Origin of the sequence: Pseudomonas sp. MYb13, from assembly GCF_002980075.1 — a bacterium.
Classification (GTDB): Bacteria; Pseudomonadota; Gammaproteobacteria; order Pseudomonadales; family Pseudomonadaceae; genus Aquipseudomonas; species Aquipseudomonas lurida.
Map to the genome: position 1 here is coordinate 79,558 of NZ_PCQI01000010.1, position 23,138 is coordinate 102,695.

Genomic DNA, 23,138 nt, shown 5'->3' on the forward strand with positions numbered 1-23,138 from the left:
TCACCCCGGTATGACTGACATACCGGGTGGTCTGCATCGCAGGCCCGCCAGCTCCCACAGGGGATCGGGTTTACACGGTCAGAATGTGTTGTGAGTGAATGTCTCTATGAGTGACAGCTACCTTTCGTTCGTTAATTCCCCTTGGGGGCGCCGCCTGGCCCAGGCCGTCGGCTTGCCGCTGCCTTTGCCACTGCAACGCCACCGCAGCGGCCAGCAAGGCCTGGTCAACCCGGTGATCGTTGCCGGGGCAGGGCGCCTGGCCGTCGAGGTGCAGCGCGTGTTCGCGGCTACCGACACCGTCGCCGCCACTGCCGCCACGCTCAAGGCGCCGTCCACGGTCAAGGCGCAGGGCGCGGTATTTGACGCCACGGCCGTGACCGACCTGCAGCAATTGGATGAGCTGTATGTGTTCTTCCACGCCAATGCCAAACGCATTGGCCAACACGGTCGCGTGGTGGTGCTCGGCACTGCGCCGGAACATTGCCAGGACCTGCCCCAGGCCATCGCCCAACGCGCCCTCGAAGGCCTGGTGCGATCGTTGGCCAAGGAGCTGCGCCGGGCGATCACCGTGCAGTTGGTGTACGTCGCGCCAGGCGCTGAAGACGCGCTGGACAGTAGCCTGCGTTTCTTCCTGTCGCGCCGTTCGGCCTATGTATCCGGACAAGTGATACGCCTGGAAAAACCGGTGGACGGCCACGTCACCGTCAACTGGGACAAGCCGTTCGCCGGCCGTCGCGCACTGGTCACCGGCGCCTCCCGTGGCATTGGCTTGGCGATAGCCCAGGTACTGGCACGGGACGGTGCCCATGTGGTGTGCGTGGATGTGCCCCAGGCCCAAGCGTCGCTGCAACAGGCGGCAGACAGTGTTGGCGGTTCTGCGCTGCCGTTGGACATTACCGCAGCGGACGCGGCCTCGCTGTTGCAGGCCCATGTCAGCCAATACGGCGCCTTTGATGTGCTGGTGCACAACGCTGGGATCACCCGTGACAAAACCATCGCGAAGATGACCGAGGACGCCTGGCGCAGTGTGCTGGCGGTCAACCTGGAGGCGCCATTGCAACTCAGCCATGCGCTGTTGGACAGCCAAGGGCTGAACCCCGGCGGGCGCATCGTCTGTGTGTCGTCGATTTCCGGCATTGCCGGCAACCTCGGGCAAAGCAACTACGCCACGTCCAAGGCCGGTGTGATCGGCCTGGTGCAGGGCCTGGCGCCGCGTGCGGCTGCACAGCACGTCACGGTGAATGCGGTGGCGCCCGGGTTTATCGAAACCCAGATGACCGCGAAGATCCCGCTGATGATTCGTGAGGCGGGGCGGCGGATGAACTCGATGTCTCAGGGCGGGCAGCCCGTCGATGTGGCCGAGACCATTGCCTGGCTGGCGCACCCGGCGTCGGGCGGGATCAACGGCCAGGTTGTCCGCGTGTGCGGCCAAAGCCTGCTGGGAGCCTGAGCCATGGACTACGTGACACAGATTATCGACCCGCCACCATCGCGCACGCGCTTGCTGCTGGAGGGCGTGCGAGCCCTGCGCAAACCCACGCTCGACGGTGCGCCTGTGCTGCCCAGGGAACGCCTGGTGCGCTCGGCGGTGGAGTTGTCTGTCGACGGCATTGCCGCGTACGGCCGCGCCTGTGGTTTTCGTCGCGAGCAGGGCGTGCCGTTGTCCTACCCGCATGTGCTGGCGTTCCCGCTGCACCTGATGCTGTTGACCCGTCCCAGTTTCCCGTACCCGGCGAGCGGCATGGTGCACCTGGCCAATCGCATTCGTCAGCACCGGCGTCTGCGCGAAGGCCAGGCGTTGCGGCTTGAGGTCTATTGCGCGCGTTGGGTCGCCCATCCCAAGGGCCAGGCGCTGAGCATCGCCACGCGCGCCTACAGTGCCGGCGAGCGGGTGTGGGAGAGCGACAGCCTGTACCTGCGCCGGAATGTCAAAGACCCGGTCGGCGAACCGTGGGACGACGTATTGCCGTTGCAGGAGGAGGGCGTGTTGCGCACTCAGCGCTGGGTGTTGCCCGCAGACCTGGGCAGGCGTTTTGCCAAGGTGTCGGGGGATTTCAACCCGATCCACACCTCGGTGATCGGCGCGAAGCTCTTCGGCTTCCGCCGCGCCATCGCCCACGGCATGTGGACCCTGGGCCGCGCCCTCGCCGCGCAACAACCGCCCGGAGGGCTGGACCAGGCCGAGGCCCATTGTGACTTCAAGCTGCCGATCTTCCTGCCTGGCCAGGTTGCGCTGTGGAGTCACCCTGTGACCGGCCCCCGCCGTGAGTTCGAGGTGCGCAACTTCGCTGGCGACAAGCCCCATATGCGCGGCCTATTCATCTGGAAAGAGAGCGTGGAATGAGTGACTACAGCTTCAGCCCGGCCCCGGTTCGCCGCGTGGCGATCATCGGCGGTAACCGCATCCCGTTCGCTCGCTCCAACACCGTGTACGCCCACGACAGCAACCAGGATCTGCTGGTGGCCGCCCTGCAGGGCCTGGTCGACCGCTACAACCTGCACGGCCAACGCCTGGGTGAGTTCGCCGCCGGGGCGGTGATCAAGCATTCGCGGGACTTCAACCTGGCGCGTGAGTCGGTGTTGTCTACCACCCTGTCCCCGGACACGCCGGCCTACGATGTGCAGCAAGCGTGTGGTACTGGCCTGGAAGCGGCCTTGCTGGTCGCGAACAAGATCGCCCTGGGTCAGATCGAGGTGGGTATTGCCGGCGGTTCCGACACCACCTCCGACGCGCCGATCGGCATCAACGAATCCCTGCGCCACACCTTGCTCGCGGCTAATCGCGCCAAAGGCATGGGCGCCAAGTTGCAGGCGCTGCTCAAGGTGCGACCGTCGATGTTTTTCAAACCCTTGCTGCCGCGCAATGGTGAGCCGCGCACCGGCTTGTCCATGGGCGAACACTGTGAAGAAATGGCCAAGCGCTGGCAGATCAAGCGCCTGGCCCAGGATGAGCTGACCCTCACCAGCCATCAACGCCTGGACGCGGCCTACAAACGCGGGTTCTTCGATGACCTGATCAGCCCCCATCGCGGCCTGGCCCGCGACAATAACCTGCGCGCTGACGCAAGCCTGGAGAAACTCGCCGGCCTGTCCCCAGCCTACGACCGGCAAAACGGTACGCTCACGGCGGGCAATTCCACGCCGCTGACCGATGGCGCGTCGGTGGTACTGCTGGCCAGCGAGGAATGGGCCGCCGAACATGGCTGGCCGGTGCTGGCGTACCTGCGCACCGGCGAAACAGCGGCGGTGAATTTCGTCGACGGCACCGAAGGCTTGCTGATGGCCCCGGCCTATGCGGTGCCGCGCATGCTCAAGCGCGAAGGACTGAGCTTCGATGACTTTGATTTCTTCGAGATCCACGAAGCCTTTGCCGCCCAGGCGCTGTGCACGCTCAAGGCCTGGGAAGACGCCGATTATTGCCGCGAGCGTCTAGGCTTGGACGCACCATTGGGGGCCATCGACCGCGCGAAGATGAATGTCAACGGCGGCTCGCTCGGCTGTGGCCATCCCTTCGCCGCCACCGGTGGCCGGCAACTGGCGGCGCTGGCCAAGATCATCCATGAAAACGGCGGCGGCCGCGGCCTTATTTCTATCTGCGCGGCCGGCGGGCTGGGCATTACCGCCATCGTCGAAAAGTAGCTCTATCAAAAACAACAACAAGGAGACTGCCATGAACGCTGTAAGCCTGGAACACACCGAACGGATCTGGTTGAACGCTTACCTGCCAGGCGTCCCGGCGGATATCGAGGCGGGCATCGAGGACTACCCGTCGCTGCGCGAGGTGTTCCTGGAACACCTGGAGAAGTTTCGCGAACGGGTGGCCTACGTCAGCATCGGCACCGAAATGACCTATGCCGACTGGCAGGTGCAAGGCTATGCCTTTGCCGCCTGGCTGCAGGGCCAAGGCGTCAAGAAAGGTGACCGTGTCGCGTTGATGATGCCCAATTGCTTGCAGTACCCGATCTGCCTGCTGGGCACGATCCTGGCCGGCGCGGTGGTGGTCAACGTCAACCCGCTGTACACCTCCCATGAACTCAAGCACCTGCTCAAGGACAGCGGCGCGGAAACTGTGGTGATCTTCGAGAACTTCGCGCATACCCTGGAGAAAGTCATCACCGGCAGCAGCGTCAAGCGCGTGGTGATCGCCGCCATCGGTGACTTGCTCGGCACCTTCAAGGGCACGGCGATGAACTTCATCCTGCGCCGCGTGCAAAAGCAGGTGCCGGCGTTCAACCTGCGTGGTTCGGTGCGTTTCAACCAGGTGCTGAAACAGGGGCGGGCGCTCAACCATTTTCCGGTGGAGATGCACCGCGACGACCTGGCCTTTTTGCAATACACCGGTGGCACCACCGGGGATGCCAAGGGCGTGATGCTCAGCCACCGCAATATCATCGCCAACCTGTTGCAGGCCAAGGCCTGGGTCGGTGATCAGCTGGATCAGGACAAGCAGGAAACCAACGTCACCTTGCTGCCGCTGTACCACATCTTTTCCCTGACGGTGAATTGCCTGATGTTCATGTGCCTGGGCGGGCGCAACATCCTGATCGCCAACCCGAGGGACGTGAAGCGCGTGCAGATGATCCTGCGCAAGGAACGTTTCAATGGCATCGCGGGAGTCAACACCTTGTTCAACGGATTGCTGGAGAACGAGGCGTTCTGCGCGCGAGACTTTTCCGACCTGCGCATGGTGATTGCGGGCGGCATGGCCACCCACACGGCGGTGGCCAAACGCTGGAAGGAAGTCACCGGGCTGCCGATCATCGAAGGTTACGGCCTGACCGAGTGTTCGCCGGTGGTGAGCATCAGCCCGATCAACATTGCGCGCATGCGCGAGATGGAATTCACCGGCAGCATCGGCGTGCCGTTGCCGTCGACCTGGGTACGTTTTGTGCGCGAGGACGGTGAGTTGGCCGACATTGGCGAGCAGGGCGAACTGCAAGTGCGTGGGCCGCAGGTGATGCAGGGCTACTGGAAGCGCCCCGAGGCCACTGCCGAAGTGCTCGACGCAGAAGGGTGGCTGTCGACCGGTGACATCGGGGTGATGGACGAGCGTGGTTATATCCGCCTGGTGGACCGCAAGAAGGACATGATCCTGGTCTCTGGCTTCAACGTGTACCCCAATGAAATCGAAGACGTGGTGGCCCTGCACCCTGGAGTAGGGGAAGTGGCGGCCATTGGCGTGGAGGATGGCGTGACGGGTGAGAAGGTCAAGATCATCGTCGTGCGCAAGGACCCCGCCCTGACCCAGGAGCAGCTCCTGGCTCATTGCCGGGAGTACCTGACGGGGTACAAAATGCCGAAGTATGTGGAGTTCCGTACCACCGAGTTGCCCAAGACCACCGTGGGCAAAGTCCTTCGTCGGGCGCTGCGCTGAGTTGAGGGTTTAGGTGACCCAAGTGTGGAAGCTGGCTTGCCTGCGATAGCGGTGTATCAGTCACATCGCCATCGCAGGCAAGCCAGCGCCCACAGGGCCCGGTGGTGTGGTTTAGAGTGCGTTCACTGTTACCCAGCGTTCTTCGAGGGCAGCCACGCGAATCGCCGTCGCCAGCCGCTCCACCTCCCACGCCGCGTCGAAATCAGTGCCGTCCGTGCCTTGCCCGGCTACAGCCATGATCAATGCCTGCACCTCCAGCGTCTTCAGTTCGTTGTACCCCAACTGGTGCCCCGCCGCCGGGCTGAACGCCGCATAACCCGCAAGGGCCGGGCCTGCGAGTAAACGCTGGAACCCATCCTGCCCCGCGCGACACACCCGCAATTCATTCAAGCGCTCCTGGTCAAACGCCAGGGTGCCTTTCGTTCCGCTGATCTCGAAGCTCAGGTGGTTCTTGTAGCCATGCTTGAGCCAACTGCTGCTCACCGTCCCGCGTGCACCGTTGGCGAAACGCAGCAGGGCATGCACCTGGTCATCCACGGCGATGGCTTTCAACTCGGCGCTGCCTTTGATGGCCGGGCGCTGGGCGTGAACGGTTTGTGTGTCGGCACATACACTCACCACGTCACCGACCAGATAACGCGCCATCGACAACAAATGACTGCCCAGGTCCGCCAGGGCGCCGCCGGCATGCTCCACTTCGCAGCGCCACGACCAAGGCGAGGCTGGGTCGGCCATGAAGTCTTCGCTGAACTCGCCCTGGAAGCTGATGATCTGGCCGAGTTCGCCGTTGGCGATCATCTGCCGTGCCAGCGTGATCATCGGATTGTGCTGGTAGTTGTAGCCCACCCGTGTGACCACGCCCGCCGCACTGGCGGCGCGGCGCATGGCGTCGGCTTGCTCCAGGCTCACGGCCAGGGGTTTTTCGCAGTACACCGCCTTGCCGGCGGCAATCGCTGCCATTGCCATCGGGTAGTGCAGGTGGTTGGGGGTGGTGATGGCCACGACGTCGACGCTGGGGTCGTTGATCAGCGCCTGCCAATCGCCATGGGCCTGGGTAAATCCCCAAGCCGTGGCGCAGCGCTGGGCGCGCTCGGTGTCAGCATCGGCCAGGGCGGCCAGCTTGAGGTGCACCGGCAATTCGAATACCGCGCGGGCGTTATTGAAGGCCAGGGCGTGGGCACGGCCCATGAAGCCTGTGCCGATCAAGCCGATTCCGAGTTCACGCATCGTCGTGGTCCTTTGCATTATTGTTTTCAGATGGCCTATTAATGGAATAAAAATTCTCATAACTCAATAGATGGAATAAAAATTCATTAAATCCACGGCGATCACCCCCGCGAATGCAGCTACATTCACCATGCGGCCAAATGCCTTCAGTTAACAAAAGATAACGTAGCGCCGATTGTCAGACGATTCGAAAGCCCGATAGGATGGCCCCTGCTTCCTCCAGGCGCTCTAGATTGCAGGTTTCAAGGCCCCGGAAGGCAGGCGATAACAATAATAAATGGGAGAAAGGTCTATGAGTGAGCCTGTCATGGGTTGGGTTGTTTGCCGCCCACGCGCCGCACGCAGGGTTGCGTTGGTGGCCGCAGCGCTCTCGCTGTTTGGCGCTGTCGCCTTGCCGACAGCTGTCCAGGCTGCCAGCGATACCACATTTGCGATTGAATCCCCCAAGGCCGCCAAAGGCCTGATGATCGACGTGGTCCACGCGGGCAAGCGCCTGGTGGCGGTTGGCGATCGCGGGCACATCCTTTATTCCGATGACCAGGGCAGCACCTGGACCCAAGCCAAAGTCCCCACCCGGCAACTGCTCACGGCGGTGTTTTTCGTCGATGACAAGCAGGGCTGGGCGGTCGGCCATGATGCGCAAATCCTTGCGAGTGTCGACGGCGGTGCCACCTGGACCCAGCAATACCAAGACCTCAAGCGTGAAGCCCCGTTGCTCGATGTGTGGTTCAACGATGCCAACCACGGCCTGGCCGTGGGCGCCTACGGTGCGCTGATCGAAACCACCGACGGCGGCAAGACCTGGGAAGACGTCAGCGACCGCCTCGACAACGAAGACCAGTATCACCTCAACGCCATCGCCCACATCAAGGACGCCGGCCTGTTTATCGTCGGCGAGCAGGGCAGCATGTTCCGCTCCCGCGACGACGGCCAGACCTGGGAAAAGCTCGAAGGCCCTTACGAGGGCTCGCTGTTTGGAGTGATCAGCACGGCGCAGCCGCAAACACTGCTGGCGTACGGCTTGCGCGGCAACCTCTACCGCTCCACGGATTTCGGCAGCACCTGGGAGCCAGTCGAACTGAACGCGGCGCGGGGAGCGCTGGAGTTTGGGCTGTCGGGTGCGACCTTGCTGGAGGACGGCGCCATCGTCGTCGTGGGTAACGGCGGCAGCGTGGTGGTCAGCCACGACGATGGGGTGACCTTCAGCGTGTTCAACCGTCCGGACCGTATTTCGCTTTCGTCCGTCACGGCGGCAGGCAACGGCAACTTGATTCTGGCCGGGCAGGGTGGTGTGCGTGTTGCCACGCCAACTGGCGCTGAACCGACAAAACAATAAGAAGGGCGGGGATAGAATGAGCAGTCATCACAACGATAAAGCGACCTTTCTTGAGCGCCTGATCTTCAACAACCGCCCGGCAGTGATCGTGATCTGCCTGCTGGTGAGCATTTTCCTGTTCTGGCAAGCGACGTTGATTCGCCCGTCCACCAGCTTCGAAAAAATGATCCCGCTCAAGCACCCCTTCATCGAAAAGATGATGGAGCACCGCAACGACCTGGCCAACCTGGGCAATACCGTGCGCATCTCGGTGGAAGCCAAGGACGGTGACATCTTCACCAAGGAATACATGGAGACCCTGCGGCAGATCAACGACGAGGTGTTCTACATCTCCGGCGTCGACCGCTCGGGCCTCAAGTCGCTGTGGAGCCCCAGCGTGCGCTGGACCGAAGTGACCGAAGAAGGCTTTGCCGGCGGTGAAGTGATCCCGCAGAGCTACAATGGCTCGCCGGAAAGCCTCGATCAGTTGCGCAATAACGTGCTCAAGTCCGGCCAGGTCGGGCGCCTGGTGGCCAACGACTTCAAGTCCAGCATCGTCGATATCCCGCTGCTGGAGTCCTACCCCGACCCGCAGGACCAGGGCAAGTTGCTGGCCCTGGATTACCGCAAGTTCTCCCACGAACTTGAAGACAAGATCCGCGACAAGTTCGAAGCCCAGAACCCCAACGTCAAGATCCACATCGTCGGTTTTGCCAAGAAGGTCGGTGACCTCATCGACGGCCTGGTGATGGTGGTGATGTTCTTCGGCGTTGCGTTCGTCATCACCTTGATTCTGTTGCTGTGGTTCACCAACTGCCTGCGCAGCACCGTCGCGGTGCTGAGCACCACGCTGGTGGCGGTCATCTGGCAACTGGGGCTGATGCACTTTTTCGGTTTCGGCCTCGATCCGTATTCGATGCTGGTGCCGTTCCTGATCTTCGCCATCGGTATTTCCCACGGCGTACAGAAAATCAACGGTATCGCCTTGCAGTCCAGCGAGGCGGACAATGCCCTGACGGCTGCTCGGCGCACTTTCCGGCAACTGTTCCTGCCGGGCATGATCGCGATCCTGGCCGACGCGGTGGGCTTCATCACACTGTTGATCATCGACATCGGCGTGATCCGTGAGTTGGCGATCGGCGCGTCCATCGGCGTGGCAGTGATCGTGTTCACGAACCTGATCCTGCTGCCGGTGGCGATTTCGTATGTCGGTATCAGCAAGCGCGCCATCGCCAAGAGCAAGAAAGACGCGAATCGCGAACATTCGTTCTGGCGCCTGCTGTCGAACTTCGCCAGCCCGAAAGTTGCACCGATCTCCATCGCCCTGGCGGTGGTCGCCTTTGGCGGTGGCCTCTGGTACAGCCAGAACCTGAAGATCGGCGACCTGGACCAGGGCGCGCCGGAACTGCGCCCCGACTCGCGCTACAACAAGGACAACAACTTCATTATCAGCAACTACTCCACCAGCTCCGACGTGCTGGTGGTGATGGTCAAGACCAAGGCCGAAGGTTGCTCACGCTATGAAGCCATGGCGCCCATCGACCAGTTGATGTGGAAGATGCAGAACACCGAGGGCGTGCAGTCGGCGATCTCGCTGGTGACCGTGTCCAAGCAAATGATCAAGGGCATGAACGAAGGCAACCTGAAATGGGAAACCCTGTCGCGCAACCCGGACGTGCTGAACAACTCCATCGCCCGCGCCGATGGGCTGTACAACAACAATTGCTCGCTGGCGCCGGTGCTGGTGTTCCTCAACGACCACAAGGCCGAGACCCTCGACCGTGCGGTGCATGCGGTGCAGGACTTTGCCAAGGAAAACAACAAGGACGGCCTGGAATTCATCCTCGCCGCCGGTAACGCCGGCATCGAGGCCGCCACCAACGAGGTGATCAAGGAATCGGAGCTGACCATCCTGATCCTGGTGTACCTGTGCGTGGCCACGATGTGCATGATCACCTTCCGTTCCTGGGCGGCGACCCTGTGCATCGTCTTGCCGTTGGTACTCACCTCGGTGCTGGGCAACGCGCTGATGGCGTTCATGGGGATCGGCGTCAAGGTCGCGACCTTGCCGGTGGTGGCGCTGGGCGTGGGGATTGGCGTTGACTACGGCATCTACATCTACAGCCGCCTGGAAAGCTTCCTGCGTGCCGGCCTGCCGCTGCAAGAGGCGTACTACCAGACCCTCAAATCCACCGGTAAAGCCGTGCTGTTCACCGGCCTGTGCCTGGCAATTGGCGTGTGTACCTGGATCTTCTCGGCCATCAAGTTCCAGGCCGACATGGGCCTGATGCTGACCTTCATGCTGCTGTGGAACATGTTCGGCGCGCTGTGGCTGTTGCCAGCGCTGGCGCGGTTCCTGATCAAACCCGAGAAACTGGCGGGGCAGAAGGGTAATTCGTTGTTTGCCCATTGAACCGGGGCGTGAGGGCGTTTTCGCCCTCACGCTCTGTCACTGGCTGGCGCGTGGTGCCTGCACGATCGTCAGGAATATCTGGTCCACGGGCGGTGTGATCAGCACGTAGAGAATCTGCCTGATCGGTTCGGCGGACGGCACCGCCTGCTGGCGTAGACGCGCCTGTACGTGGTCCTTGAGCAAATCTTTCTGCGTGTATTTACGCTGCTCCGCCAGCTTCAGGTGAGCCCGGGTGTACTGCGCTGGAGGGGCGTCGGCGCTGGCGTAGTGAAAGTGCGCATACCACAACACCACCGGCGGCTTTTTAGCCTTGTCGTATACCGCATACTCGGTGAAGAAGTCGCCGCTGAGGGTCGGACGTTGCGGGTCGGCCAGGCTGGTCAGGTTGATATCGATCTGTTTGTGCTCCCAGAGATAACGGAGGCTCTGCTGCGTTGGCCATTGCCGCTTGTAGGCCTCACTGCACACCCGCTCTGCCAACCGGGCCATGTCCCGGGCGTGCGCCCTGTATTCATCGATCAGGCCCTGCACCGCGACGTTTTGCTCCAGGTGGTCGCGTACCAATTCATCGGCCAACGCCGTGAGTTTTGCGGCTTGGCCCGTGAGTAATTCATCCCAGTCGCCCGGGTTGACCTGTTGACGGGTCTGCGGCGACTCGAGTTTTTTCTGCTCGGCCGTTATCAGTTGCTCAATGCCCTTGCGTTGTCCGATCAGGTCCTGGGCCAAACCTTTGAGGGTTGCCAGTGAGCGACCCCGCGGTTCGCTTATTGGTGGGGCTGACTGTTCCCCCACCGTCGTTGCCCAACCATCCTCGTAGTGGTTGAACGAGGCGATGGTTTCACCGGTCAGGGGGTCGGTGAGGGTGAAGTGTGCTTGGGTGTTCTGCGCATCGGCAGGCTTGAGCTCACCGATGAGGTAAGCCTTTTTACGGGTCTTGAATACGCGCTTGGCCGGGTTTTTGGGGCGCAGGGTCTTGGACAGCGGCAACTCGACGTCCAGTTCTTCCTGTTTGCGTACCACCGCCTCCAGTTCGCTTTGCGCCAGCGCCTGGGCATATTCAAGGCCCGTCAGCAGGCGGTCGGCCTCCGGACGCAGGCGACTTGGGTTGAGGGCCTTGAGGGCACGAATCGCGTCCGCGTGGCGGTTGTACTGCTCAAGCACCGACTCGTAGACATTGCGTTGTTCAGCAAGCGGGTACTCGGCGCCGCTGCGCACATCGACGTGAGACTGCAGGGCTTGCGCCAAGTCGTTCAGTTTGGCGCGATTGAGGTAAAACTCCTCTTGCGGCGACAGCAACCTGTCGGTTATCGCCACGCTGGAAGCGGCGAGGTAATTCAGGGTATTGAGTTTCAGGTTGCTGGAGAAGAAATTCTCCGGGTACTGGATCTGCGCCAGGCATTCCTGGCGCAGGACCCGCCCCGCCAACGAGTCGTGCTCCAGCTGTTCAAGTGTTTGCTCCATTGCCGCAGAGACCTCGGCCATGTGCTCGCGGATGTTTGCCGATTCAACGGCATTGCTGATGTATTCGTCGTAGACGGCGGGGTCGCTGCGCAGATTGTCGACAGCCATCCTGTGCGCCATCTCCGCCATGGGCTCGCCCGCGCTGGAGACGCGCATGGCGTTAAACCGGTCCAACAGCAGGGTGTGGATGGCCGTCTGTTGATCCCAGATGGTCCCCAGGATTTTGGCGCGGTCACGGACGTGCGCGCCGGCGCCGCCTACCTTTTCCAGTTCCTGTCCCACCTTGAGCATTTCCAGGCGCGGGGGCAGTGACTGGGCAAATTGATCTTCGAGGTTTTGCAGCAGGATCGTAAATTCGGTGCGTTGTGCCTGGTGGGCCAGGGTCTCCGTCTGGTGCCGTGCTTGCAGCGCGGGCTTTTGTTCGGCAGTCGCCTTTTGCAAAAGAGTCCAGATCAACTTCACGGTCTTGCGTTGGTTCTTCAAGGCCGTGGCTGCAGGTAACATTTGCTCCATTGAGGCCAGGAACGGTGCCATCAAATAATCTATTTCTGTGTTGAGCGCTTGCGCGCGTTCAACCAGCTCGGTTTTTTTGCGCTGGTTTTCCTCGCGTAATGCCGCCATCCGCTTGGGGCCGCCGCCCAACAGCTTGAGGCCGCGGTCCAGGGTCCAATGGCCCTTGCCGTCGGTTTTCAGCTTGATACCGGGGTGGTCGATTTTCTCGGGGTGGATGATAAACACGTCGCCAACGCCCGCAACGATACTGGCCCTGAACAGCAAGCCACCGACCGAGGCATGCCAAAGGCCGTTGATGTTGTACAAACCCTGATGACTACCGATGCTGACCGGCGCAGGTGCTGGATCAGGCCAGGGAATGTTGAATGCCCGCAGTTTCTCCAGCAACTTGGCCGCCGCACTATCGCCTGCCAGGGAGAGATCATAATCCAGCAGCGTACGGCCACCTCCGGGGGGCTCGGAGGGCAGGCCGACCGTGCCGCGCTCAACCACGGCCGTCTGGCCGGGCAGGGCAGGCCTGGGCGGCAAGCGCTTCAGCACCGGCTCATCCTCCGGCAGGCTGTCGGCAGGCGCGCCGAGTGCGCCCTGGTGCACCAGCAGCATGCCGATGTTCAGCAACAGGTCTACCCAGGCCAGCTCTTTCGCCGTGGGGTCATCACTTTCCAGCGCCGGCAAGTCCTGCGTGAGGCCCTGCACCAGTTGTATCAACCAGCCTACCGCCGCCAGCGGTCCGCGCACCGCCATCAACAGCGTGTTGAAACCCAGTTGCATGCCTTCCAGGATCAGCGCCCAACGGCTTTCGCGGTTGGATGTCGACTCGCGCTCAGCCTGGTCCAGCAACTGCCGGGTTTCACTGCCGAACAGGTATTCCATGAGGCGGCCATTGCCCAGCGCTTGGAGGATTTCGTCATGGCATTCGTCGCTGACGGCTGCCAGCGTCGCAGGCTTGGGCACGCTGGGCAGGGGGTCGAAGTCCGAGCCCAGGCCAACCCGCACGTAGTGAGGCTGGCTGAAGCCACCGTTGCTGTAGATCGCCCGGGCCGTGTCCGGCAACCAGGTCAGGACGCTGTCCTGCAGGACGCCGGGCTGCACGATGGCCGCCAGCAGGTGTGCACGGCTGGCGAACTCCAGCAGCGCATCGCGATAGGCCGGTCGGTACAACAGGTGCGGCCCCCGCTGTGGGTCGAGGGGTTCGATGATGAACATGTTGTGCGCGACATCCGCAGGGGCGCCCGGTTTGCGCACAAACCCCAGCCTGCGCATGACGATGGCGTGCCCCTCGACCTGGCGCCCCAGAGGCTCGGGGCTGAGCACTGCATTCACACAGCGGACGCCGCTCAGGGTCAGGCCGGCTTCGCCCTTGATTTTGAGTTCCAGCGCCTGGGTTTTCAGATGAACCGGACGTTGTAGCTGGAACAGCTTCTGGCGTTTCAGCGCGGCGTCGGTGTCCCCCATCAGTTGCTCGCGCAAGTAGGCGGGGTAGTTTTTGCCGATGTCGACACGCTGGACCAGTTGATCAATGTAATCGGCGGTCAACCATGGCTCGATCACCCGGCCCGCGCGGTGGCGCAGGGTCATGCGGCCGTTGGGCTTTGCGCAGAGGTTTTTCACGGCTAGGTCGACCAGGCTCATGGACTCGGGTTCGACATAGCCGCCCTGCAGGCTGCCCACCGCGACGTGAAACGTCAGTTGCAGGTCGTCGGCGTTGTAGCCTACGGCCAGGTCGTCGCAGGTGCGTGAGCCGGTCAAGGCCAGGTTGCGGTCCAGGCACAACTGATGATTCAAGTGCGCGGTGGCGTAACTGCGCAGCGTTTCCAGGCCCTCGAAGTCCGAGTCGCCCAGGGTCAGGCGGCGAATGCCGGCTTGCTCCAACAGGCACTGGCGGTAGGCCAGGCGGTCGGCGGCGCTGGCATGTTGCAACCAGCCGGGCAGGCCGGCCTGGATCGGCGCCAAGGTTGCCAGGGGCGTGGGGGCCGAAGGCGTGAATAAACGTGCCGGGTGCGTCACCTCGGCAAACAGCTGCTCCAACGCCTGCACGGTGCAGGTGCCGGGCAGTTGGATCGCAGCGAGGTCATCCAGTTGCCGATTGGCAATCAGCGCGGCTTGCACCTCAAAGATATCGCCATCGGGTTCGTACTGTTGCCAGGTGATCCTGTCGACGCTGTAGCGCCGTTGCAAGCGTGCGCCCCACGCCTTGCCGAAGGCATCGAGGTCGGCGAACACCTCGATCTGGCCCGCCACGTGACACAGCAACACGTGCGCCTGGCAGACCACCAGCAGGTCGCTGGCTTGCAACGTGATCCGCCGGCCCGCCTGCTCCAGATGGGTCTCCACGGTATAGGCGTGCACGGCACGCTCGGGCCAGGGGCGGTGTGCGCGGGCAGCGCGGTCGGGGTAGCGAGCCAGTGTGTCGAGGGTTTTCAGCACTGGCGTCGCGCCATTGGCCTGGCGAATCGCCGAGTCGAGCAGCGTGCCTCGCAGGACGCCGGCCAGCCATAGCCAACGACTGCCGCCGGCACCACTGTCCTCACTCCAATACGTGGCCAGGGCGTCTTGAAAGCCGATGTGCAGTATGGACGGCAGTTCCCGGATGAGGGTTTCGATCACCTCGAGGTCGTAGTCACGCGGCCCATCGGCTTCAAATCCAAGCCGAGAACCGGTGGCCCCGCTCAGGTAGCAATCGAGGCCGTGGCGTGTAGACAAGTCGGGGAAGCTGCCATCGGCCATGTGGCTCAGCGCCACTTCCAGCAGCGGCAGGAGCACGCGGCCGCCGCCTTCACGGGGCACGGCCAGTCGCAGTTCATCAACGGGGTAGGTGAGTGGCGGGTATTTTCCCTTCAACTGCTCGGCCAGCAACTGCCGGGTCACTGAGCGCAATGTCGGACGCGTGCGAAACTGGGCCTCAACCGCTTGTCGGGTCGGGTGTGCGGCGAGGAGGGTATTCGGGTCTGTCATGGGTATTCCTTTACAGGGGATAAAGACACGCCCGTGCAAGGTAATGCGCTGCGTTGCGGCCAGGCGGTAGCGGGTTATGGTTTTAGGCCCTGGCAGCAAACTGGCCTATGATTAGCCCTTTGAACCTGATGAAAGACTGTGATGACTGATAATTTGCCTGCCGTCCTTGAAACCTCCGACATGCTTGAAATCGATGGGCTGCACGCCTTCGACTTTGAACTCGGCAAAGAAAAACTGCTGATCACTGCCATGGACGGCCGCGCGGAAAAACGCTGGAGCTTCAGCCTGGAGCAAGTGCAGGCCGCCACCTTCGATGACACCTTGCACAGCTGGACCCTTACCGGTGATTCGGGCGAGCACCGCCTGATCTGCATGAGCGCCTTCACCGGCAACAATAACGACGAGGATGAAGCCGATGATGATGCGTAAATTCTGGCCCCTGCTGATGGCAGGGAGTGTTGGTGCGATGTCGGCGCAGGCCGCACCAGCCGAGACCTACGAGTTGCTGGTGGGCAGTTACACCGCCGGCACCAGCGAAGGGATCTATCGCCTGCAATTCGACAGCCGCAAGGGCCAGTTCAGTGGCGAGCCGGTACTGGCGGCGAAGGCTGCCAACCCGTCGTGGCTGACGGTCTCCAAGGACCAGAAACACCTGTTCGTGGTCAACGAAAACGGGCCGGGCCAGAAGGACTCGGTTGGGCGCGTGAGCAGCTACAGCATTGATCCGCAGAACCATCAGCTCACCTTGGTCAACCAGGTGCAGAGCCTGGGCAGTGAACCGACCCATTCCAGCGTCGCCGCTGACGGGCGCTATCTGTTCGTCGCCAACTATTCGGTGCTCGAAGACCCGGGCGGCAGCCTGGCTGTCTTGCCAGTCGACGCCACGGGCAAGCTGTCAGCCCCGGTGCAACTGAGCGGGCACCCGTCCAGCCGCGTGAACCCTGAGCGCCAGGCGTCCAACCACGTGCATTCGGTGGTGTCGTCGCCGGATGGCAACTATGTATTCGTCCAGGACCTGGGCGCAGACAAGGTGTTTGCCTATCACTACGACCCCAAGGCCAACCCTGAGCTGCCCTTGACCCCGGCCAACCCGGCCTCGGTGCAATTGCCACCGGGCAGCGGGCCGCGCCACTTGCTGTTCAGCGCCGATGGCAAGCATGCCTGGTTGACCACGGAGATGAGCGCACAGGTGGCGGTGTTCGATTACAAGGACGGCCAGCTGACCCAGACCCAACTGGTGGACTTCGCCGCCGGCCAACCGGTGTCCGACAAGGCCGGTGCTGCGCTGCATGCATCCAGTGATGGCAAGTTTCTCTACGTGAGCAACCGTGGCACGGCCAATCAGCTGCTGGTGTTCAGCATCGATCCGGCGACCGCGCACCTCAAGGAGCTGCAACGCCGCTCCGTGGAAGGCGACCATCCGCGCGAGTTCACCTTGGACCCAAGCGGCCGGTTTTTGCTGATCGCCAACCAGAAGAGCAATGAAATCGTGGTGGTCGAACGTGACCCCAAGACTGGCCTGCTGGGCAAAACCGTACAGAAATTGGCGATTGATGCGCCCAGCGACCTCAAGTTCCTGGTGCGTCAATAAGCCACAGGCCCCGCAGCGCGGGGCCTGACCCTTGGTATTAATTCTATTAATAGCGGCTACTGTTTCAAAGCATTTCTATGGTGCGGCCCTCGGGCGTAAGTTGGGTTCCAAGGCCTTCCCCGGCCACTCAACCAAACGAACACAAGGGTTACCGACATGAATCTGAATCTCTTCTCCATCATCGCCGCTTCCGCTGTTTCCGCCACTGTCGCCCTGCCAGCTGCGGCCAGCGTGGAAGTCTCCGGCAAAAAATCCAGCACCAGCGCCTACACTCAGAAATACCTGCAGCAAAGCGCCAATTTCTACGCCGCGCTGGATCACAAGACTCAGCAATGAACGTTGAATGACCCTGCACTAAAGCAGACGCCAAACCACTGGAACGAAGCCCGGCTCGTTCGAGTGGTTTGGCGTTTGTGCATCTGCTGAATAAAAATGATTGATATCACATTGCCATGTGTTTAAATTTGACGCTCAAATATTGACGCCTTTTCCCTGGAATCGACAGCATGGCACTCCGACTCGCCGCAGTAATCCTGTTCCTCTATTCCGCCCCCATCCTGTCCTCGGTGCAAGGGGTGGACGGTGAGCCGGAGATGGCCCGTGAGCGATTGCTGAACCTGGTCGAAGGCTGATCCGGACTTCAAGAACGCTCTGTTTTTGCGCAGTCAGTGCGGTGAGCGGTTCGAGGACCACTGCGCGCGTCATGCGGTCTTCGCCATCACCCCGATGAACAATGGCGATTGCAGAAACGCTTCCAGCCAGCGCTGCAGCCGAGGGTAGGGCGCACGGGCAAACCAGTCCCGATCCACATGGGCAAACTGGCGCACAAACGGCGCCAGGGCCATGTCCGCCAGGCTCGGATGATGGGCCAGCAAGTAGGCGCGGTCCGCCAGCAACCCCTCCAACTTCTGCAAGAACACTTCTCCCTCGGCCCGATAATGTTCCATCGGGTATTCCGGGTAGCGTTCGGCGTACTTGTATCGATCCAAGTGATACTTGAAGCCCTGGTCATTTTCGTCGATCAACGCGAGTACTGAAGGATCACCCTGCAGCCGCCAATTATCCGGATCGTGCTGGGCCAGCGCCCATTGCATGATCGCCAGGCTTTCGTCGATCACCTCGCCATTCACACTCAATACCGGCACCGTGCCTTTGGGCGAGAGTGCCAGCATCTCGGCCGGCTTGGCCTTGAGGCTCACCTCGATGATGCGTACGCAGACACCTGAATAACGCAACGCCAGGCGCGCACGCATCGCATACGGGCAGCGCCGGAACGAATACAGCAGCGTCTCGTTCACTTGACCTCCAGGGTACTCAGGCCATTCCCCTGGCGCTTGACCTGGATCTGCACCGGGATGCGCTCGTGCATTTCCTGCACATGGGAGATGACCGCCACCTTGCGCCCTTGTGCCTGCAAGCCGTCCAGCGCGTCCATTGCCAATTGCAGCGATTCCGGATCCAGGCTACCGAAGCCTTCATCGATAAACAGCGACTCGATCTTCAGTGTGCTCGAGGCCATCGACGCCAGGCCCAAAGCCAGCGCCAGGGACACCAGGAAGGTTTCGCCGCCGGACAACGAATGCACCGAGCGCAGCTCATCGCCCATTTCCGTGTCCATCACCAACAGGCCGAGCATGCTGCCACCGCGCTTGAGGCGGTAGCGGCGCACCAGCTGGCGCAGTTGCACGTTGGCGTGGTGCACCAGCAAGTCGAGGTTGTAGGCCTGGGCGATCTTGCGGAAGGTGTCGCCGGTGGCCGAGCCGATCAGTGCATTCAGGCGTGCCCAGCGTTGCCACTCGTCATAGGCCTTGGCGATCTGCTCGGCAAAGGCCTGGTTGGCATCCTGGCGGCGCTGGTCTTCGGATTGGCGCGCGCGCAACTCGGCACACTGTTTCTCGCTCTCAACCACCTGCTGGTTGAACGTGGCTAGGGCACTGTCCAGTGCCTCGGCGTCGAGGTTGCCGTTGTGCAGGGCCTGGTGTTCGGCGAGGCGTTGTTCGCGTTCTTGCAGCAACACCTTGGCCTGTTCGACGGCTTTTTCGCTGTGCTGCAGCTGCTGGCGCAGTTGGTTGACCTGGGCGTCATCGTAGCCGAGCAAGCGGTCGAGCCCGGCGTCGTCGAGTTCCGGGTGCAGGGCGCGCCATTCGTTGATACGCGTGTCGAGGGCGTGTTGTTCGGCCTGCAACGCCTGCTGGCGTTCCTGCAGGGCCTTGAGGTCGGCGGCCAGCTGGATCAGCGCGTTATGGAGTTCCTGCAGCTGTTTGCTGGCATCGCTCTCGCTTTGGCGTGACTGAGTCACCGCCTGATCCAGGTGGTGTTGCCATTGCTCGGCGCTGCTGTGCTCGCCGAGCAACGCGCTGAGCTTTTCCTGGGCTGTCTGCTGCTGGACGGTGAGCTCGGTGACCTGCTGAATCAGCGTATCGAGCTGTTGCTGGCGATGCTGCTGATGGGTCTGCTCCTTCTCGATCGCCTGCTGGCGTTCTTGTTGCTCGGCCAGCTCGTCACGTTGATGGCCCAACTGTTCAAGGCGCTGGCTGACTTGCTGGTCTAACTGCATGAAGGTGGCTGCCGGCTCGGTGCGCAAACCTTCCAGGGTGTGTGCCGGTAACAGGTTGGTGAACGCGTTGAGCTCCTGCTCAAGGCGTTCGCGGTCGGTGGCCAATTCGCGCTGCTGGTCGAGCAGCAATTGACGGGCCTGCTGGCTTGCTTCCTGGGCGGCTTGCAACTGCTGCTGCAGGCGCCCGGCATTTTGTTGCAGGTTGAGCAGGGCGCCCTGGCGTTGTTCGTCCTGGGCGATGCTTTGGGTCAGTTGGCCCAGCTGTTGATCAAGCCAGGCGCCGCGCTTGGCTGCGTCCTGATTGAACAGCGCGGTAGCCAGTGGGTGCGCGTCCAGGCTCGGCTTGAGGGCTTGCTGTTGCGCAATCAGTTGCTCTTGCTGCTGCAGGTATTCCTTCTGCTGGGCGATCAGGCCACCCACTTCGCCGCGCAGCTCGGTGAGTTTTTCCTTGAGGGAGTCCACGACTTTCTGCGCCGAGGCTTCTTCGTTTTCGTCATGGCGACCGAGGCTTTGCAGCAGGGCTTCGGGCTGGTGATACGGGTGTTCATGGCTGCCGCACACTGGGCAGGGCTGGTCATCCTGCAACTGCTCGCGTAACTCCTCGACGCTCGCGCTACGGGCAAGGCGCTGGCGCTCCAACAGCTGTTTGGTCACGGTCAGCGTCTGCTCGGCAACGGTCAGTTCCGCCTTGGTTTGCAGGCCGGTCTGGTTCAGTTGCTCGCGTTGTTGCGCGGCGGCCGTCAGTTTTTGCGTGAGGGCGGCGGCGTGCTGGTCCAGCTGTTGCTGGCTGTCCCACAAGCGCGTCAGGTCTTCGAAGGCGCGTTGCTGTTTGCGATTGTCCTGCAGCAGGCTGGCCAGTAACTGGATCTGCTCGGCCACGGCATGGGGTTCGGCACCGGCCTCCTGGTACAGCAGGTCCAGGGCCTCGCGTTGCCGGGTGAACTGTTCGGCGGCGTCGGTGGCGCGTTGTTCCAATTGCGGCAGTTCAGCCTGGCCTTTGTTCAGGCGATTGCCGATCAGCATGAGCTGTTGCAGACGGTCGCGGTAGGCGCTCCAGGCCTCGCTCAGCGGGGCGAGGGCGGCGCTGCGATCAAGCTCGGTAGCCAGGCGTTGCAGGCGTTCGGCGACATGCTGCTGTTTTTCCAGCAGGCCATTGAGCAGCGATTGGCCTTCGGTGCAGGCATTGCCCTGCTGCTGTTGGTCCTCGGTGCGCTTGGCCAGCTCCTTGGTCAAATGGGCCAGGGTGCTTTGCGCTTCAAACGCCTGGCGCAGCAGAGGCACGGCATCGCCCTGGTGTTTCAGGGCCGTGGCCAGCGCGCTTTGCGCAGTAGCTTGTTGTTGCTGGGCCTGCGCCTGGCGGGTGTGCAGGTCGGTTTGTCGTTGACTGTGCAACTGAATTTGCGCGGCCAGCGGGGCAAGCAGGGTACTTAGCTCGGCCTGGCGTGCGAACTGATGACGGTGCGGCGCCAATTGATCCAGGCGGCTCAGGTCCTGGCGTTGTGGGGCCTGGTTATCCCAATCCTGCTGCGCTCGTTGCAGCTGTTCGGTAGCGTCGCGTTGGCGTTCTTGCCATTCGCGCAGCTCCTTGAGCCACGTGTGCTGCAACTCCAACTGCTTGAGCTGGGCTTGCTGGGTCTTGAGGTGGTGTTGCGCCGCGTCCAATTGCTGATCCAGTTCGGCCCGCGCTTCGGGGGCCAGGGGCACCACGCCGGTGGCTTGATCCTGCAACTGCTTGTGCGCGTCCCTGGCCTCTTTGGCCTTGTCGAAGGCGCGCCGCCCGAGTTGCGTGTACAGGGCCGTGTCGGTGAGCTTCTCCAGCAGTTCGCTGCGCTCGTTGTCGTTGGCCTTGAGGAAGGCGCTGAACTCGCTTTGTGCCAGCAGCACGGCGCGGGTGAACTGTTCGAAGTTCAGGCCGAGGGCCAGTTCCAACTGGGTCTTGTACTCGGTTTTCTGGCTGGCCAGCAGTTGGTCGCTGTCCAGGTCGAACAGGCTTTGGCGGCTGTTCTGCAGCTTGCCGCTGGCCTTGTCGCGGGCGCGATTGGCTTCCCAGCGCGCGCGATAGCGACGGCCGTTGACGCCGACAAAATCCACCTCGGCATAACCGCCGCCGGTGCCTCGGCGCAGCAGCGTGCGCGGGTCGCCGATAGAAATATCGCTGTCGGCATCCGGCATCTTCGCCTGGCCGGTATCGCCCAGGCGCGGCACCGCGCCAAACAGCGCCAGGCACAGCGCATCGAGCAGGGTACTTTTACCGGCGCCGGTCGGCCCGGTAATCGCGAACAACCCGGCACTGGCCAGGGGCTCGGCGGTGAAGTCGATCTCAAACGGGCCTGCCAGGGAGGCGAGGTTCTTCAGGCGGATGGCAAGGATCTTCATGGCTGTTCGCCCCCCTGTTGCACTTCCTGGAGCAGCACGGCGAAGTCCCTCAACGTCTGTTCATCCACTTCGCTGCCGTAGCTGTCCTGCCAGGCACGGCTGAACAACTCCTGTGGGGTAAGCTGGTCGAGTTCGATCAGGCGCTCATCGTCCGTGTCGTCGCTGCCGCGTTTGCCGGCGTATTCGGCGGCAATGCGCACCAGGCGCACGGCTTTGCCTTGCAGGGCGGCTTCGATTTGCTGGCGCAGGTCGGGTTGCGGCTCGTCGAGGCGCACCCGCACTTCCAGCCAGGGATGGCGCTGGGTCTCGGCCAGCAGGTCGACGTCTGGCAAGTCGGCCAGCGCCTTGAGGATCTCCGCCAACGGTGCGGCTTCCAAGCGTTGCAGGTCAACCGAACGGGGGATCAGGCGCGGTTCGACACTCACCAGGCATTGGCCTTGGAAGGTCACATCAAGGATTTGGTGCTTGTAGCCGATTTCGGAAAACGACAAAGGAATCGGCGAGCCGCTGTAGCGAATGCGCTCTTCGCCATTCACCTTTTGCGGCTTGTGCAAATGGCCGAGGGCAACATAGCCGATACGCTTGTCGAACAGCTTGGCGGGCAGCGCCTCGGCATTGCCGATGATCAGGCTGCGCTCGGAGTCTTCCGACACCGAGCCGCCGGCCATGTGCGCGTGGCTGATAGCGATCAGCGCCTGGCCTTTTTTGCGTTTGGCGTTGGCGGCGGCGATCAACCCTTCGTGTACCTGGGTGATACCGCGCAGGTAGTCGTCACCCAAGTGTGCACCGGTAACTTCCGCCGGGCGCAGGAAGGGCAAGGCCAGGCACCAGGCGGCGACCTTGCCCTTGGCATCCTGCAGGGGAATCAGCAGACGTTCGGCATCCAGTTGGCCGTCATCCAGCCACAGCACACGACCCAGTGCATGGGTGCGCAGGCGGCGCATCAACGGCGCGGGCAACTCGATACGCGAGCCGGAGTCATGGTTGCCGGCGATCATCACAATCGTCAGCTTCGGGTTTTGTTCATGGGCGCTGATGATGAAGTCATACAGCCGCTCCTGGGCCTTGAGCGGCGGGTTGACCGTGTCGAAGATATCGCCGGCGATGAGCAGCACATCCGGGCTTTCGGCGTTGAGTTGACCCAGCAGCCACGCGAGGAAACAGGCGTGTTCGAAGTCGCGTTCCTGGCCATGGAGGTTTTGGCCCAGGTGCCAATCGGAGGTGTGAAACAGACGCAAGGCGAACTCCGTGCAGAAGATGAAAAGGAGGGGAGTTTACCTGTGTGGGCGCTGGCTTGCCCGCGATGCGGGTGGGTCAGTCGAAAAAACTGCTAGATGACACACCGCCATCGGGGGC

At 62.3% G+C, this 23,138-nt stretch carries 15 protein-coding genes; 10 read left to right on the forward strand and 5 right to left on the reverse strand.

Annotation, left to right across the window (positions count from 1 at the left end):
- The first annotated feature begins 106 nt into the window (after window positions 1–106).
- Genes CQ002_RS18460 through CQ002_RS18475 form a run of 4 tightly spaced genes read left to right on the forward strand, consistent with a single transcriptional unit; the run spans window position 107 to window position 5,374 of the window.
- Window positions 107–1,450 (forward strand): 3-oxoacyl-ACP reductase, encoded by a 1,344-nt coding sequence (locus CQ002_RS18460; RefSeq protein ID WP_098466659.1) that lies wholly within the window; start codon window positions 107–109, stop codon window positions 1,448–1,450.
- Window positions 1,451–1,453: 3 nt separating this feature from the next.
- On the forward strand, window positions 1,454–2,344 hold the full coding sequence (locus tag CQ002_RS18465) for a MaoC/PaaZ C-terminal domain-containing protein (protein WP_105162398.1): 891 nt from the start codon (window positions 1,454–1,456) through the stop codon (window positions 2,342–2,344).
- Window positions 2,341–3,639 (forward strand): acetyl-CoA C-acetyltransferase, encoded by a 1,299-nt coding sequence (locus tag CQ002_RS18470; RefSeq protein WP_034106156.1) that lies wholly within the window; start codon window positions 2,341–2,343, stop codon window positions 3,637–3,639. Before CQ002_RS18465 ends, CQ002_RS18470 begins: the two co-directional genes overlap by 4 nt.
- Before the next feature lie 31 nt (window positions 3,640–3,670).
- Entirely contained in the window at window positions 3,671–5,374 is a 1,704-nt protein-coding gene (locus tag CQ002_RS18475) for an AMP-binding protein (RefSeq protein ID WP_105162397.1), read from the forward strand.
- 111 nt (window positions 5,375–5,485) lie between these two features.
- Here CQ002_RS18475 and CQ002_RS18480 read toward each other — a convergent pair whose 3' ends face one another.
- Entirely contained in the window at window positions 5,486–6,601 is a 1,116-nt protein-coding gene (locus tag CQ002_RS18480; RefSeq protein WP_098466656.1) for a Gfo/Idh/MocA family protein, read from the reverse strand.
- A gap of 307 nt (window positions 6,602–6,908) precedes the next feature.
- Here CQ002_RS18480 and CQ002_RS18485 point away from each other — a divergent pair, with 307 nt between their 5' ends.
- The gene (locus tag CQ002_RS18485; protein WP_034106150.1) at window positions 6,909–7,937 is read left to right on the forward strand and encodes a YCF48-related protein; all 1,029 of its coding nucleotides are present in this window, start codon (window positions 6,909–6,911) and stop codon (window positions 7,935–7,937) included.
- 16 nt (window positions 7,938–7,953) lie between these two features.
- Complete coding sequence (locus CQ002_RS18490) at window positions 7,954–10,329, forward strand: RND family transporter (protein ID WP_034106147.1); 2,376 nt, start codon at window positions 7,954–7,956, stop codon at window positions 10,327–10,329.
- Between the two features lie 36 nt (window positions 10,330–10,365).
- On the opposite strand, the gene CQ002_RS18495 is transcribed toward CQ002_RS18490, so the two are convergent.
- Window positions 10,366–15,258, reverse strand: a complete 4,893-nt coding sequence (locus CQ002_RS18495; protein WP_105162396.1) for a dermonecrotic toxin domain-containing protein — start codon at window positions 15,256–15,258, stop codon at window positions 10,366–10,368.
- 141 nt (window positions 15,259–15,399) lie between these two features.
- Between CQ002_RS18495 and CQ002_RS18500 the strand changes: the two genes are divergently transcribed.
- The 4 genes from CQ002_RS18500 (at window position 15,400) to CQ002_RS28605 (ending at window position 17,481) form a co-directional block, all read left to right on the forward strand.
- Window positions 15,400–15,687 (forward strand): DUF5629 family protein, encoded by a 288-nt coding sequence (locus CQ002_RS18500; protein ID WP_034106143.1) that lies wholly within the window; start codon window positions 15,400–15,402, stop codon window positions 15,685–15,687.
- Window positions 15,674–16,849 carry a lactonase family protein gene (locus CQ002_RS18505; protein WP_034106141.1) on the forward strand — a complete coding sequence of 392 codons (1,176 nt, stop codon included), beginning with the start codon at window positions 15,674–15,676 and terminating at the stop codon, window positions 16,847–16,849. The genes CQ002_RS18500 and CQ002_RS18505 overlap by 14 nt, the downstream gene beginning before the upstream one ends.
- Before the next feature lie 156 nt (window positions 16,850–17,005).
- Window positions 17,006–17,185, forward strand: a complete 180-nt coding sequence (locus tag CQ002_RS18510) for a hypothetical protein (protein ID WP_016980181.1) — start codon at window positions 17,006–17,008, stop codon at window positions 17,183–17,185.
- Window positions 17,186–17,355: 170 nt separating this feature from the next.
- Window positions 17,356–17,481, forward strand: a complete 126-nt coding sequence (locus CQ002_RS28605) for a hypothetical protein (RefSeq protein ID WP_256589425.1) — start codon at window positions 17,356–17,358, stop codon at window positions 17,479–17,481.
- A 69-nt stretch (window positions 17,482–17,550) separates the two neighbouring features.
- Here the strand turns inward: CQ002_RS28605 and CQ002_RS18515 are convergent, their stop codons facing one another.
- The 3 genes from CQ002_RS18515 to CQ002_RS18525 are packed head-to-tail and all read right to left on the reverse strand — an operon-like array spanning window position 17,551 to window position 23,020.
- A complete protein-coding gene (locus CQ002_RS18515) occupies window positions 17,551–18,147 on the reverse strand; it encodes a glutathione S-transferase (RefSeq protein ID WP_098466653.1) in 597 nt (198 codons plus the stop codon).
- Window positions 18,144–21,782 carry an AAA family ATPase gene (locus tag CQ002_RS18520; RefSeq protein WP_105162395.1) on the reverse strand — a complete coding sequence of 1,213 codons (3,639 nt, stop codon included), beginning with the start codon at window positions 21,780–21,782 and terminating at the stop codon, window positions 18,144–18,146. The genes CQ002_RS18515 and CQ002_RS18520 overlap by 4 nt, the downstream gene beginning before the upstream one ends.
- Entirely contained in the window at window positions 21,779–23,020 is a 1,242-nt protein-coding gene (locus CQ002_RS18525) for an exonuclease SbcCD subunit D C-terminal domain-containing protein (protein WP_105162394.1), read from the reverse strand. Before CQ002_RS18525 ends, CQ002_RS18520 begins: the two co-directional genes overlap by 4 nt.
- Window positions 23,021–23,138 lie beyond the last annotated feature (118 nt).

What these genes read in the sequence shown, in the direction of transcription:
- CQ002_RS18505 (WP_034106141.1), top strand. Translation starts at nt 15,674, where the DNA reads ATGATGATGCGTAAATTCTGGCCCCTGCTGATGGCAGGGAGTGTTGGT.
- CQ002_RS18500 (WP_034106143.1), top strand. Translation starts at nt 15,400, where the DNA reads ATGACTGATAATTTGCCTGCCGTCCTTGAAACCTCCGACATGCTTGAA.
- CQ002_RS18510 (WP_016980181.1), top strand. Translation starts at nt 17,006, where the DNA reads ATGAATCTGAATCTCTTCTCCATCATCGCCGCTTCCGCTGTTTCCGCC.
- CQ002_RS18460 (WP_098466659.1), top strand. Translation starts at nt 107, where the DNA reads ATGAGTGACAGCTACCTTTCGTTCGTTAATTCCCCTTGGGGGCGCCGC.
- CQ002_RS18470 (WP_034106156.1), top strand. Translation starts at nt 2,341, where the DNA reads ATGAGTGACTACAGCTTCAGCCCGGCCCCGGTTCGCCGCGTGGCGATC.
- CQ002_RS18495 (WP_105162396.1), bottom strand. Translation starts at nt 15,258, where the DNA reads ATGACAGACCCGAATACCCTCCTCGCCGCACACCCGACCCGACAAGCG.
- CQ002_RS18480 (WP_098466656.1), bottom strand. Translation starts at nt 6,601, where the DNA reads ATGCGTGAACTCGGAATCGGCTTGATCGGCACAGGCTTCATGGGCCGT.
- CQ002_RS28605 (WP_256589425.1), top strand. Translation starts at nt 17,356, where the DNA reads ATGGCACTCCGACTCGCCGCAGTAATCCTGTTCCTCTATTCCGCCCCC.
- CQ002_RS18490 (WP_034106147.1), top strand. Translation starts at nt 7,954, where the DNA reads ATGAGCAGTCATCACAACGATAAAGCGACCTTTCTTGAGCGCCTGATC.
- CQ002_RS18485 (WP_034106150.1), top strand. Translation starts at nt 6,909, where the DNA reads ATGGGTTGGGTTGTTTGCCGCCCACGCGCCGCACGCAGGGTTGCGTTG.
- CQ002_RS18465 (WP_105162398.1), top strand. Translation starts at nt 1,454, where the DNA reads ATGGACTACGTGACACAGATTATCGACCCGCCACCATCGCGCACGCGC.
- CQ002_RS18520 (WP_105162395.1), bottom strand. Translation starts at nt 21,782, where the DNA reads ATGAAGATCCTTGCCATCCGCCTGAAGAACCTCGCCTCCCTGGCAGGC.
- CQ002_RS18475 (WP_105162397.1), top strand. Translation starts at nt 3,671, where the DNA reads ATGAACGCTGTAAGCCTGGAACACACCGAACGGATCTGGTTGAACGCT.